General features: G+C 62.2%; 9 protein-coding genes. 3 read left to right on the top strand and 6 right to left on the bottom strand.

What is annotated here, in order from left to right; genetic code table 11:
• Nucleotides 1-52 precede the first annotated feature (52 nt).
• Together LUB09_RS02545 and aqpZ are read left to right on the top strand one after the other, a co-directional pair.
• Nucleotides 53-1,885: an ABC transporter ATP-binding protein gene (locus LUB09_RS02545; RefSeq protein WP_209983597.1), complete on the top strand. Its 1,833-nt coding sequence runs from the start codon at nucleotides 53-55 to the stop codon at nucleotides 1,883-1,885.
• Nucleotides 1,886-2,121: 236 nt separating this feature from the next.
• Entirely contained in the window at nucleotides 2,122-2,823 is a 702-nt protein-coding gene (gene aqpZ / locus LUB09_RS02540; protein WP_231421518.1) for an aquaporin Z, read from the top strand.
• A 12-nt stretch (nucleotides 2,824-2,835) separates the two neighbouring features.
• Here the strand turns inward: aqpZ and LUB09_RS02535 are convergent, their stop codons facing one another.
• Nucleotides 2,836-3,960, bottom strand: a complete 1,125-nt coding sequence (locus LUB09_RS02535) for a GNAT family N-acetyltransferase (RefSeq protein ID WP_231421516.1) — start codon at nucleotides 3,958-3,960, stop codon at nucleotides 2,836-2,838.
• A 287-nt stretch (nucleotides 3,961-4,247) separates the two neighbouring features.
• On the opposite strand from LUB09_RS02535, the gene LUB09_RS02530 reads away from it, so the two are divergent.
• Complete coding sequence (locus tag LUB09_RS02530; RefSeq protein WP_209983603.1) at nucleotides 4,248-5,570, top strand: putative porin; 1,323 nt, start codon at nucleotides 4,248-4,250, stop codon at nucleotides 5,568-5,570.
• Between the two features lie 8 nt (nucleotides 5,571-5,578).
• On the opposite strand, the gene LUB09_RS02525 is transcribed toward LUB09_RS02530, so the two are convergent.
• From LUB09_RS02525 to aceK, 5 genes are all read right to left on the bottom strand, one after another.
• Nucleotides 5,579-5,812 (bottom strand): anti-sigma factor family protein, encoded by a 234-nt coding sequence (locus LUB09_RS02525; protein WP_209983605.1) that lies wholly within the window; start codon nucleotides 5,810-5,812, stop codon nucleotides 5,579-5,581.
• Nucleotides 5,806-6,420: an RNA polymerase sigma factor gene (locus LUB09_RS02520; protein WP_209983606.1), complete on the bottom strand. Its 615-nt coding sequence runs from the start codon at nucleotides 6,418-6,420 to the stop codon at nucleotides 5,806-5,808. The genes LUB09_RS02525 and LUB09_RS02520 overlap by 7 nt, the downstream gene beginning before the upstream one ends.
• A 55-nt stretch (nucleotides 6,421-6,475) precedes the next feature.
• Nucleotides 6,476-7,597, bottom strand: a complete 1,122-nt coding sequence (locus LUB09_RS02515) for a beta-ketoacyl-ACP synthase III (protein ID WP_231421514.1) — start codon at nucleotides 7,595-7,597, stop codon at nucleotides 6,476-6,478.
• 502 nt (nucleotides 7,598-8,099) lie between these two features.
• Nucleotides 8,100-12,011, bottom strand: coding sequence for an ATP-dependent RNA helicase HrpA (hrpA, locus tag LUB09_RS02510; RefSeq protein ID WP_231421512.1), 3,912 nt, complete (start codon nucleotides 12,009-12,011; stop codon nucleotides 8,100-8,102).
• Between the two features lie 150 nt (nucleotides 12,012-12,161).
• Nucleotides 12,162-13,865 carry a bifunctional isocitrate dehydrogenase kinase/phosphatase gene (aceK, locus tag LUB09_RS02505; RefSeq protein ID WP_231421506.1) on the bottom strand — a complete coding sequence of 568 codons (1,704 nt, stop codon included), beginning with the start codon at nucleotides 13,863-13,865 and terminating at the stop codon, nucleotides 12,162-12,164.
• Between the last annotated feature and the right edge of the window lie 67 nt (nucleotides 13,866-13,932).

The following is a 13,932-nucleotide window of genomic DNA, read 5'->3' as shown; positions in this document are numbered from 1 at the left end:
ACAAGGCCGCGCGCGCATTTGAAAGGAGAGCCCGCCCGGCGGGTGTCAACCCATGCTCTATCGTCGTTTTGAACAACTGATCGACATCTTCCGCGACGCGCCCAGCGCCGCCCCACCTGATAAAGTCCTGCCTTTTTACCTTTACTACCTGCGTCAGGTATGGCCGCACTTCGCCGCCTTGCTGGTGGTGGGCCTGATCGGGGCATTGATCGAAGTCGCGCTGTTCAGCTACCTGAGCCGCATCATCGACCTGGCCCAGGGCACGCCACCCGCCGACTTCTTCCAGGTGCACAGCACCGAGTTGATCTGGATGGCCGTGGTCGCCCTGCTGCTGCGCCCGATTTTCGGCGCACTGCACGACCTGCTGGTGCACCAGACCATCAGCCCCGGCATGACCAGCCTGATCCGCTGGCAAAACCACAGCTATGTGCTCAAACAGAGCCTGAATTTCTTCCAGAACGATTTTGCCGGGCGCATCGCCCAGCGCATCATGCAGACCGGCAACTCCCTGCGTGACTCCGCCGTGGCGGCCGTGGACGCGATCTGGCACGTGGCGATCTACGCCATCAGCGCCCTGGTGCTGTTTGCCGAGGCCGACTGGCGCCTGATGATTCCGCTGGTGACCTGGATCGTCTGCTACAGCCTGGCGCTGCGCTACTTCGTGCCACGGGTGAAGGAGCGCTCGGTGATTTCCTCCGAGGCGCGCTCCAAACTGATGGGGCGCATCGTCGATGGCTATACCAACATCACCACCCTGAAGCTGTTCGCCCATACCCAGTCCGAACAGGAATACGCCAGGGAAGCGATCATCGAGCAGACCGAAAAAACCCAGTTGGCCAGCCGCGTGGTGACCAGTATGGACGTGGTGATCACCACCATGAACGGCCTGCTGATCGTCACCACCACCGGCCTTGCGCTGTGGCTGTGGACGCACTCGCTCATCTCGGTGGGCGCGATTGCCCTGGCCACCGGCCTGGTGATCCGCATCGTCAACATGTCCGGCTGGATCATGTGGGTGGTCAACGGCATTTTCGAAAACATCGGCATGGTGCAGGACGGCCTCAAAACCATCGCACAACCCCTGGCCGTGATCGACCGCGACAACGCCCAGCGCCTGCAAGTCCCCCATGGCGAGGTGCGCTTCGAGCAGGTGGATTTCCACTATGGCAAGCAGAGCGGGATCATTGGCGGCCTGAACCTTGAGATCAAGGCCGGGGAAAAGATCGGCCTGATCGGCCCATCGGGCGCGGGCAAGTCAACCTTGGTCAACCTGCTGCTGCGCCTCTACGACCTGCAAGGCGGACGCATCCTGATCGACGGCCAGAACATCGCCGAAGTCGCCCAGGAAACCCTGCGCGAGCAGATCGGCATGATCACCCAGGACACATCGCTGCTGCATCGTTCGATCCGCGACAACCTGTTGTACGGCAAGCCCGACGCCACCGATGAAGAACTCTGGGCCGCGATCCACAAGGCGCGCGCCGATGAGTTCATCCCGCTGCTCTCGGACGCCGAGGGCCGCACCGGGCTCGATGCCCATGTGGGCGAGCGCGGCGTCAAACTCTCCGGCGGGCAGCGTCAGCGCATCGCCATCGCCCGCGTGCTGCTCAAGGACGCGCCGATTCTGATCATGGACGAAGCCACCTCGGCACTCGACTCGGAAGTGGAAGCAGCGATTCAGGAAAGTCTGGAAACCCTGATGCAGGGCAAGACCGTTATTGCGATTGCGCACCGTCTGTCGACCATCGCACGCATGGACCGCCTGGTGGTGCTGGAGAAGGGCCGGATTGCCGAAAGCGGCAGCCATGCGCAGTTGCTGGCACACGGCGGCCTGTATGCACGGCTGTGGCAACACCAGACGGGTGGGTTTGTCGGAATCGACTGACGCAAACATCTCTTAAAATACGTGAGGGGGCTCTCCCCCTCCCATATTTGATCGAATTCACTCAACGACGTCTGCATCAAACCCCAGCAGCCACGGGCTTCTGGTGATTATTCATGCCCTGGACTTGTATCAAAACCGTGCTGTAATCAGTGCAGTGCCCAGAGGGGCGCTGAAGTAAATCTGCAGGGAGCATCATGATTTACTGATTAGATAGAGATCTATCAAGGACGGGCTGCATGTCTTTGTTCAAACGTTCAGTCACAGAGGGGTTGGGTACGTTTTGGCTGGTGTTGGGCGGTTGCGGGAGTGCGGTATTGGCCGCAGCGTTTCCTGCAGTCGGTATTGGCCTGTTGGGCGTTGCGCTGGCGTTCGGGCTGACGGTGCTGACCATGGCGGTCGCGATCGGCACTATCAGTGGTTGTCACCTCAACCCGGCGGTATCGGTGGGGCTGGTGGTGGGCGGAAGGTTTCCGGCGCGGGAGTTGCCGGCCTATTTTGTCGCCCAAGTCATCGGCGCAGCAGTCGCCGCCGCATTGTTGTACTTCATCGCCAGCGGCAAGCCAGGATTTGAATTGGCTGGCGGCCTGGCGTCCAACGGCTATGGCGAGCATTCTCCGGGCGGTTATTCGCTGGCGGCGGCGTTTGTCTGTGAGCTGGTGATGACCACGATGTTCGTTGTGATCATCCTCGGCGCCACCGACAGACGCGCGCCCAAGGGCCTCGCGCCCATCGCCATCGGGTTGGCCCTGACACTGATCCACCTGATCTCCATCCCCGTGACCAACACCTCGGTCAACCCGGCCCGCAGTACCGGCCCGGCCCTGCTGGTGGGCGGGTGGGCGATCGAGCAGTTGTGGTTGTTCTGGCTCGCGCCGATCCTGGGTGCGGTGATCGGTGGCGTGATGTATCGATGGCTTGGCAAGGAGGCGCCAGGCTAAAACCGGGCGTGTTCAGCCCTGCCGATAAGGCAGGGCTGACCTCGCCTCTTCGGCATACGCCAGAATCCCCACGCGCTCTCTCTCCAGAAAATCTTCCACGGCATTCTTCAACCCCAGATGGCGCAGGTAATGCCACGAGCGGGTGATCACCGGCTCGAACCCGCGAATCAGTTTGTGCTCGCCCTGGGCGCCTGCATCGAAGCGTTGCAGGCCTTCGGCGATGGCGTAGTCCATGCCCTGGTAGAAACAGGTCTCGAAATGCAGGCGGTCGAATTCGGCCAGGCAGCCCCAGTAACGCCCATAAAAACTGTCGCCGCCGATCAGACTGAACGCCATCGCCACCGGGCGCGAACCCTGTTTGGCCAGCACCACGCGGATCATCTCGGGCATGCGCTCGGCCAGCAGGCTGAAAAACGCGCGGGTCAGGTAAGGAGCCTGGCGGCGTACCGCGTAGGTGTTGGCGTAACAGGCGTAGACGAAATCCCACTGCGCTTCTGTCAGTTGATGGCCGTGCAGCCACTCGAACTCGATGCCCTGCCCCGCCACCTGTTCGCGTTCCTTGCGCATCTGTTTGCGCTTGCGTGAGCTCAAGGCGTCGAGGAAGTCCTGGAAATCGCGGTAGCCACGGTTCTGCCAGTGAAATTGGCAACCCAGGCGCTGCAACCAGCCCGGCTGCCGGGTCAAGGCGTCATCGGCCAACACGTCGGTGAAGTTGATATGTGCACTGGAAAGCCCTTCGATTTCCAGGTAACCCGGCAGGCTGTTGAGCAGCTCGAAACCGTCCTCGGCACTCGCCGCCAGCAGGCGCGGCCCGCTTACCGGGCTGAACGGTACCGCCGTGAGCAGCTTGGGGTAGTAGTCGATGCCGGCACGCGCACAGGCATCAGCCCAGCCATGGTCGAACACATATTCGCCGTAGGAATGCCACTTGCGATAACTGGGCAACGCCGCCACCAGTCGATCACCCTCCCAGTGCAGCAGATGCTCGGGCCGCCAGCCCGATTGCGGGCCCAGGCTGGCGCTGTCTTCCAGCGCACTCAAGAAAGCATGCCGCACGAACGGCTGAGCCTGCGGCACCAGCGCATCCCACACCGACGGGGCGATTTCGGACAGGTTGTCCAGACGTTGCAACGGCATCGGCATCCTCACTGGCGGTTGGCATATAAGCCTGGCGAGTATCGCTCATCACGGCACTGTTCACACCTCGAAAAACGGCGGACAGGGCTCTAGACCAATAGTTCCACGGACAAGGCATTTGTCATCAAGACGACATGATTTAGCCACTACTTCGTCATAAACGACAGCAATACTAGCCGTGTTTTTTAGAGCATCTGGTTCTAACCAAATAGCCATTTTTCGCGTCCTTCATAGGGCGTTCGTGTCCTGGAGGGTCTATTCCCTCCTCCTCACTTTCGGAGATTGATATGCGTCTTGCTTCCACCAAAACTGCAGCGGTCCTGTGCGGCGGCCTGTTATTGGCCCTGAGCGTGCCGGCCAGCGCTGCAGTCGACGCTAAATTGCTCGACATGCTCAAGGCCAACGGCCAGATCACTGCGGCGCAGTACACCGAACTGCAAACCGAACTGGCCAAGGACCAGAAAGAACAGCAGATCGCGCGGCAAGCTCAGCAAGAGAGCAACGAACAGATCGCCGCCACCGCGAAAAAGACCAACGACCTGAGCACGTTCGACCAGAAACTCGCCTGGGCCGCCAAGACCCAGTTCAAGGGCGACGTGCGGTTCCGCCAGGAAACCATCAAGATCGACGGCGAGCCCAACAACGGCGGCCGTGACAAGGACCGTCAACGTATCCGTGCGCGCCTGGGCGCCTACACCGAAATCAACCCGCAAGTGGACACCGGCATCCGCATCGCCACCGGCGGCGGCGACGATGCGCGCTCCACCAACCAGGACCAGGACGGCTATTTCGACAAGAAATCGATCTGGCTGGACCTTGGCTACATCGACTACCACCCGGACCAGATCAAGAACCTGCACGTGATCGGCGGCAAGATGCTGCAACCGTGGGTGAGCATGGGCGACGTGATCTGGGACAGCGACATCAACCCCGAAGGCCTCGCAGTCACCTACAAATACCCACTGGGCAGCAGCGCCGAGCTGTTCGGCAGCCTGGGCAACTACAACCTCAAGGACAACGTCGACGGCGACGGCGTGCAGTTTCGCCACGACCTGCGCCTGACATCCGGCCAGTTGGGTACGCGCTTCTCGATCACCGACAACCTGAAAATGACCCTGGGCGGCAGCGTCTACGCCTACCAGAACGACCGCGACAGCCGCTGCACAACCACCACCACGCCTTGCGCACTGGCAGTCAACGGTAATTCGGCCGACAACGAATTCCGTCTGTACGAAGGCTTCGCCCAGGCAGACATCGGTGGCCTGGCCGTGCCCCTGGCGTTCTATGGTCAGTACGTGAAAAACAACGATGCCGTGACCGATCAGGACACAGCGTGGCTGGTAGGTGCCAAGTCCAAGGTGTTCGGTTTCAACCTGGACTACAACTACCGCGATGTTCAACGTAACGCAGTGGTCGGCGCCTTTACCGACTCGGACTTCGCCAACGGCACCACCGGCTCGCGCGGTCACAAGATGAAGGTCAGCTACGACATCGACAAGAACTTCGCCCTCGGCGCCACGTACTTCCTGACCAAGGCCGACTTCGCCAGCCGTACGCAGCGTGATGCCAACACCAACACCCTGCAGCTGGATGCTGAAGCCAAGTTCTGATAACGCCGCTACCCGCCCTTGCGCCGCTCGGCAGCCAGCCGTTCGGCCAGGGCATCCACCTCCGGCACCGGTGCCTGCGGCATCTTCTTCAGCGTCGCCTGCATCAGGCGCATCTGACGGATAAAGCGGCGGCAGTTCGGGCAGAACATCAAGTGATGACGCACCAGCAGACGCTCGCGAAAGGTCAGTTGCCCATCGAGGTAATCACTGGAGCGTGCCACTTGTTCCTTACAGGTCAACATTCTCCCGTTTCCTCAAAATGCTCCACCGTGGCGAATACCTTGAGCCGCGCTCGATGCAACAGCACACGCACATTCGAGAGCGAGAGCGTCAAAAGATTACAGATTTCTTCCAGCTCCAGGCCCTGGCGTTCACGCAGCACCAGCACGCTGCTCTGCAAGTCCGACAAACTCAGTAGCGTATGCTCCAGGCAATTGCGCAGCTCATCTTCGGTCAACAAGGCTTCCGGGCTGTCCTGATGCCAGGCATACGGGGCGACCGCCCAGTGGCCATCGTCAGGGGAAAAACGCTCTGCGCCAATCGTGCCATGGGGCGAAGGCAGATCGTCGAGCAGCACTTCCCGACGGTTCTGCCTGTAGCGGCCCTTGGCGGCGTTGGCCGTGATGGTCAGTAACCAGGTCTTGAGACTGGACCGCCCCTCGAATTTGCCGAGGTTGCGCACCACCGACAGCCAGGCGTCCTGCACCACTTCATCGGCGTGGCGCTGGCCGACGATGGCATACGCCACGGCGCGCATGGCGCTCTGGTAGGCGGTGACCAGTTCCTTATAGGCCTGCTGCTCTCCCTTGAGCAGGCGTTCAAGCAGGTGCGCGTCGTCCGCTGCTGCCATTCAAGACCTCGACATTCCGGATAAAACCGCTCCAATCACGCCTGCAAGCAGAAAATCAGCGCTTGCGCAGGATCACGCTGCCGATCGAATAGCCGGCGCCAAAGGAGCTGAGCACGGCGACAGAGCCCTTGGCCAGGTCGTCCTGGTTTTTGTGAAACGCAATCACCGAGCCTGCGGAGCTGGTGTTGGCGTAGGTATCGAGAATCACCGGCGCTTCTTCCACCGTCGCTTCGCGGCCCAACAGCTTCTTCACGATCAGGTGGTTCATGCTCAGGTTGGCCTGGTGCAGCCAGAAGCGTTTCACGTCGCCCACGTTCAACTGGTTTTCTTCCAGGTGCACGCCGATCAGTTCGGCCACCATCGGGCACACATCGCGGAACACCTTGCGGCCTTCCTGCACGAACAGTTTGTCCGGCGCGCCGACGCCTTCTTCGGCGGCGCGGTTGAGGAAGCCGAAGTTGTTGCGGATGGTGTTGGAGAACTTGGTCAGCAGCTTGGTGCTGACCACCTCGAACTGATGCTCGGAGGTGGCGAGGTCGGCGCGCTCCAGCAGCACAGCGGTGGCCGCGTCGCCAAAGATGAAGTGGCTGTCGCGGTCACGGAAATTCAAGTGGCCGGTGCAGACTTCCGGGTTGACCATCAGGATCGCCCGGGCCTGGCCCAGCTGGATGCTGTTGGCGGCGTTCTGGATACCGAAGGTGGCCGAGGAACACGCCACGTTCATGTCGAAGCCGAAGCCTTCGATGCCCAGCGCTTCCTGGACTTCAATGGCAATCGCCGGGTAGGCGCGTTGCAGGTTGGAGCAGGCGACGATCACGCCGTCGATATCGGCGGCGGTCCTGCCGGCGCGCTGCAGCGCCTGTTCGGCGGCGGCGACGGCCATCTGGCAGAGCACCGACCACTCGTCATTGCTGCGCTCGGGCAGGCGCGGGGCCATGCGTTGCGGGTCAAGGATGCCCTCCTTGTCCATCACAAAGCGACTCTTGATACCCGATGCCTTCTCGATAAAGGCCGCGCTGGACTCGGTCAGCGCCTGCACCTCACCGCGCTCGATGGCGGCGGCGTTGTCGGTGTTGAACTGATGCACGTAAGCATTGAAAGACTGCACCAGCTCTTCGTTGGAGATGCTGTTGGCCGGGGTGTACAGGCCAGTGCCGCTGATGACGACGTTATGCACGGTCGTTCCTCTGGATAGGTCAGGCAGAAGGTATTGGCACTTTAGTACCAAACTGTAAGTCGTTTGATTCCATCCAGTGGCATCAAACTGGCATCGCTTTATTCCATCGCGTCGCAGCCCTTGCGACGATCCCGGCATTTATGGGCGCGAAGTTTGCCACAAACCCGGGGATTTGGCGCCACATCTCAGACAAGCGCTGGTTTAAATGCGGAAGGCGCCGCCTTGGCGCTGTCGCGCAACAACCTGGCGAGCGGGCTTGTTGTGGGAGCTGGCTTGCCCTAATGCCGTTCAGTTAAGCGCAGATTCCCTGTGGCGAGCAGGCTTGTCCTGCGTTGGGCTGCGCAGCAGCCCCAAAACCAGACGCTGAGCCGTATCAGGTACACCGCGTTTTGCTTGATTGGGGGCGCTTCGCACCCCAACGCGGGGCAAGCCCGCTCGCCACAATAAGCCCGCTCGCCACGACAGGCCCGCTCGCCGCAGAGGCAGTTGGGCACTCGGCGGTTCAGGGCTCTACCTGGCTCCACTGCTTGCTCAGGCGCTTGTCGGAGATCGGTACTTTGGTCCCCAGTTGCTGCGCAAACAGTGATACCCGGTATTCCTCCAGCCACCAGCGGTAGAGTGCCAGCTGCGGGTCGCGCTTGCCTTCCTGGGCGTGTTTTTTCAGACGATTCTCATACTGCGTCCACAGTCCGCCCAGTTCGGTGCTCCACACCCGATCCTTTTGCAGCTGGCCCGGCAATTTCTCCAGGCGTTGCTCGATGGCCTTGAGGTAGCGCGGCAGTTCCTTGAACCATTGCGCCGGGGTTTCCCGCACAAACCCCGGGTACACCAAGTGGCTTAGCTGCTGCTTGATATCGTTCAGCGCCACGGCCTGGGTCAGGTCAATCTTGCCTTTGAAGCACTTTTGCAGGCCATGCCAGAGTTTCAGCACCTCCAGGGTCAGGCGCGCCAGGCGTTCGGCGTGTTCGGTCCAACCGCCCCGCGTGCGCTCGGCCAAGGCGGCCAGCCCGGCACCGTCGCGCGGCAGGCTGGCTTGACCTTCGAGCACGCAGCTGTCGAGGCTGGCCAGCAGGATGTCTTCGACCAGCGCGTCGATACGCCCCAGGTCACGGTACATCAGGCCCAGCTCGGTCAGGCCGGGCAGTTTGCCGCGCAGGAATTTCGCCGGCTCCGCCAACTGTTGCAGGAGCAGACGCTGCAACGCGCGACGATGCTGAAACTCGGCCTCGACAGCCGTCGAAAAGCGCCCCTCCTTGACCGCGCCGCTCTCCTCCACCAGCGCCGGATACACCGTCATCGACAGGCCGGCGATCTGCTGCTGGGTCTTCTCGGCCACCGCCGCAAACGCCCTGGCCTGCACCGGCTCCTGACTTTTTGCGGTCTGCGGCACGGCCAACGCGGCCTGGCTGGCTTCGGCGAAACGTGCGGTCAGCTCGGCCAGGTCGCGGCCTTCGCCGAGGAACCTGCCCTGCCCGTCGACCACTTCCAGGTTCATCCTCAGGTGGCTCTCCACCTGCTGCGCCGCCTCGGCCCAGGCGTCATCGCTGACCCGCGCGCCGGTCATGCGCAACAGTTCGCGCCCCAGCGCCTGGGGCAGCGAGCCGTTGCCGAATTCGATGCGCTGCAGCGCGGCCTTGACGAAATCCGGCACCGGCACAAAGTTCTTGCGCAGCGCCTTGGGCAGGTTGCGCACCAGGGCAATGCACTTGGCCTCGATCACCCCCGGCACCAGCCACTCCAGGCGCTCCGGCGGCAAAGCCGGCAGCAGCGGCGCCGGCACGCGCAGGGTCACGCCGTCGCGCGGGTGGTTGGGTTCGAAGTGATAACTCAAGGCCAGGGCCAGGTCGCCCAGGTGCAGGGTGTCCGGGTAATGCGCGGCAGTGACTTCACTGGCCTCGCGGGCCAGCACGTCTTCCTCACGCATGATCAGCAGTTGCGGGTCTTTCTGGCTGTTGATTTTGTACCAACTGTCGAAGGTGGCAGTCTGATGAATCTCCGCCGGCAACCGCGCATCGTAGAACGCGTACAGGGTTTCTTCATCGGCCAGAATGTCACGACGGCGCGCCTTGGCTTCCAGCTCGTCGAGCTGCTCCAGCAATTGCTGGTTGGCGCTCAGGCACCTGGCCCGCGACTGGATCTCGCCACGCACCAGGCCCTCGCGGATAAACAGCTCGCGCGACACCACCGGGTCGATCGGCCCGTAATGCACCGGCCGGCGCCCGACCACGATCAGCCCGAACAGGGTGATCTGCTCGAACGCCACCACCTGGCCGCGCTTCTTCTCCCAGTGCGGCTCGAAATGGTTTTTCTTGATCAGGTGCCCGGCCAGCGGTTCGATCCAATCGGCATCGATCTTGGCGACCATGCGCGCATACAGCTTGGTGGTCTCCACCAGCTCGGCGGTCATCAGCCATTGCGGGCGCTTTTTGCCGATGCCCGACGACGGATGAATCCAGAAACGCCGCTGACGCGCACCGAGGTAATCGCCGTCTTCGGTCTTCTGTCCGATCTGGCTGAGCAGGCCCACCAGCACCGCCTTGTGCAGCTTGGGGTAGTCGGCCGGTTCTTTGTTGAGGGTCAACTGCAGGTCGCGGCAGATCAGGCTCAACTGGCGATGGGAATCGCGCCATTCGCGCAGGCGCAGGTAGTTGAGGAAGTTCTTGCGACACCAGTTGCGCAACGGGCTGGCAGTCAACGCCTGGCGCTGCTCTTCAAAGCCGCGCCACAGATTGACCAGCCCGGCGAAGTCCGAATCCGGGTCCTTCCACTGGGCGTGGGCCTGGTCGGCGGCCTGCTGACGCTCCGGCGGGCGCTCGCGCGGGTCCTGGATCGACATGGCGCTGGCCACGATCAACACTTCCTGCAAACTGCCGAGTTTGGCGGCTTCGAGCAGCATGCGGCCCATCCGCGGGTCCACCGGCAGGCGCGCCAGCTGGCGGCCCAGCGGCGTGAGCTGGCTGTTGCGATCCACTGCCGACAGCTCCTGCAGCAGGTTGAACCCGTCACTGATCGCCTTGCCATCCGGCGGTTCGATAAACGGGAAATCGGTGATTTCGCCCAGACGCAGGTGCAGCATCTGCAGGATCACGGCGGCGAGGTTGGTGCGCAGAATCTCCGGGTCGGTGAATTCCGGGCGACCGATAAAGTCTTCTTCGCTGTACAGCCGTATGCAGATACCCGGCTCGACCCGCCCGCAGCGGCCTTTACGCTGGTTGGCGCTGGCCTGGGAAATTGCCTCGATCGGCAGGCGTTGCACCTTGGCGCGGTAGCTGTAGCGGCTGATGCGTGCGGTGCCGCTGTCGATCACATAACGGATGCCCGGCACGGTCAGCGAAGTTTCCGCGACGTTGGTCGCCAGCACCACGCGCCGCCCCGGGTGGGACTGGAAAATGCGCTGCTGTTCGGCCGGCGACAGACGCGCGTACAGCGGCAGGATCTCAGTGTGCTTGAGCTGGGCCTTGCGCAGCATCTCGGCGGCGTCGCGAATCTCGCGCTCGCCGGGCAAAAACACCAGCACATCGCCGGGGCTGCGCCGCTCGCTACGCTCGTAGGCTGCGACTTCATCCAGCGCGGCAAGAATCGCCTGGTCGACGGTCAGATCGTCCTCGACGCGGTTGCCCTCCTCGTCCTGCTCCAGGGTCAGCGGCCGGTACCAGGTGTCCACCGGGAAGGTGCGGCCCGAGACTTCGACAATCGGCGCATCGTCGAAGTGTTTGGAGAAACGCTCCAGGTCGATGGTCGCCGAGGTGATGATGACTTTCAGGTCCGGGCGGCGCGGCAGCAGGGTTTTCAGGTAGCCAAGCAGAAAGTCGATGTTCAGGCTGCGTTCGTGGGCTTCGTCGACGATGATCGTGTCGTAGCGTTCCAGGTAGCGGTCGTTCTGGGTTTCCGCCAGCAGGATGCCGTCGGTCATCAGCTTGATCAGGGTATTGGAATCGCTCTGGTCTTCGAACCGCACCTGATAGCCGACCAACGCGCCCAATGGGGTCGCAAGCTCTTCGGCGACCCGGCTGGCCACACTGCGCGCAGCGATCCGGCGTGGCTGGGTGTGACCGATCAGGCCGTACTGGCCGCGACCGATCTCCAGGCAGATTTTCGGCAACTGGGTGGTTTTGCCCGAGCCGGTCTCGCCGGCAATGATCAGTACCTGATGCTTGTTCAACGCAGCCTTGATTTCATCGCGCTTGGCGGCAATCGGCAGGCTGTCGTCGTAGCGGATCACCGGCAGGCTCGCGCGCCGCGCGGTCACCTGGGCGCAGGACGCCTGCATGCGCGTCACCCACTGCGCCAGCTTCTCCTCATCGGGCTTCTTGCGCAGCTCGAACAACTGGCGCCGCAAGCGGTGGCGGTCGGCGAGCATGGCGTGATCGAGGTTTTTCAGCAGTGGGTCGATAGCGGGCGCTTGGTCAGTCATCAGGTACTTTGACGGTCATCTGTTTAGGCGGGGCCGGCAAGTGTGGCAGAAAAGCGGTTGGGAGCGCCAAGCTTCACGCGCGACTCGGGTGTAAACCGAAAACAAATGTGGGAGGGGGCTTGCCCCCTCCCACATGGATGTGAGTGCAGTTTATAGCGGGTCCTTGCGCCGATACGGGAACACATCAATCACTTTGCCGGCGCGGATCGCGTCCTGCAGCCCTTTCCAGTAGTCGGCATCGTACAGCTCGCCATGCAGCTCATCGAAGAGCGTGCGCTGGCCGGCATCGGCAAACAGGAACGGCGGGAACTCTTCCGGGAACACGTCCAGCGCGCCGATGGAATACCAGGGCTCGGAGGCCATTTCGTCTTCCGGGGTGCGCGGCGCGGGAATGTGGCGGAAGTTGGCTTCGGTGAGAAAGCATATTTCGTCGTAGTCGTAGAACACCACGCGCCCGTGGCGGGTGACGCCGAAGTTCTTGAGCAACATGTCGCCGGGGAAGATATTCGCCGCCGCCAGTTGCTTGATCGCCAGGCCGTAGTCGTCCAGGGCTTCGCGCACCTGGGCGGGGTTGGCGCGTTCCAGGTAGAGGTTGAGCGGGGTCATGCGCCGCTCGGTCCAGCAGTGGCGAATCAGCACCGTGTCGCCTTGCACCTCAACGGTACCGGCGGCCACCTCAAGCAGCTCGGCCAGGCAGTCGGGCTCGAACTTGCTCCGCGGGAAGCGGAAATCGGCGAACTCCTGGGTGTCGGCCATGCGTCCGACGCGGTCGACGCTTTTGACCAGACGGTATTTCTCGATCACCGTGGCGCGGTTGACGTTCTTCGACGGCGAGAATCGGTCCTTGATGATCTTGAACACGGTGTTGAAGCCCGGCAGCGTGAACACGCTCATGACCATGCCACGCACACCCGGGGCCATGATGAAACGGTCGTCGGTGCTCGCCAGATGGTTGATCAGCGCGCGGTAGAACTCCGACTTGCCGTGCTTGTAGAAACCGATGGAGGTGTACAGCTCGGCGATGTGCTTGCCCGGCAGGATGCGCCGCAGCAAGCCGATGAAGTCAGCCGGCACCGGCACGTCGACCATGAAGTAGGAACGGGTGAACGAGAAGATGATCGACACCTGCGCTTCGTCAGTGATCAGCGCATCGATCTGGATGCCACGTCCTTCGCGGTGCAGCAGCGGGATCACCAGCGGCCATTGTTCGTCGTGGGTGTAGATGCGCCCCACCAGATACGCCCCCTTGTTGCGGTAAAGCACCGAAGAAAACAACTCGACGCTCAGGTCCGGGTCCTTGCAGACCCAGTCCGGCAGGCTCTCGCGCAATTGCGCCTGGAGGCGGCGCACGTCGCCGGACAGGTCGGCGTAGGGCTCGCTGAAACAGAAGTCGGCGAAGACCTGCGCCAGCAGGTCCGACAGGTTCCCGGCCGGCGTGTAAAGGCGGGTCTGCGCCGCCCTCGCCTCGCGCTGGCTCGGCCGCGTGGTGTGGATGAACATGCAGGCGTCACTGATCAGGTCATGGCTGAACAGACCGCAAAAGATCGAGTTGTACCAGGTCTCGGCCAACTCATCGTCGACGCGCAGGTCGATCAGGCCGATATAGGCGCTCTTCACCTGGGGCCAATTGCTGCTCTGCAGCAACACAGTACTGTCGAAACCTGCCCGCAGGCGCGCCGTCACTTCGGCCACTTTCTCTTCATACAAGTTGATCCGCGCTGCCGACGCCGCCTGCCCCTGCTGCCACTGGGCCTTTTCGAAACGTTCACGAGCGCCATCGGTGATCCGGCGAAAGTGCTCACGGTAATCGTCGAAGCCGTCAAGCAGGGTGCGGGCAATGGCGAGGGCGGACATGGGAGAAACCTCCACTATTTTCAGTTTTTTTATTCGACCGAGCGGTCAGTAACTGCACGACAAATCC

Source organism: Pseudomonas sp. Leaf59 (assembly GCF_920984685.1).
Taxonomy (GTDB): domain Bacteria; phylum Pseudomonadota; class Gammaproteobacteria; order Pseudomonadales; family Pseudomonadaceae; genus Aquipseudomonas.
The sequence above is the reverse complement of the archived record's forward strand: the minus strand, read 5'-3'. Positions and strand labels throughout refer to the sequence as shown.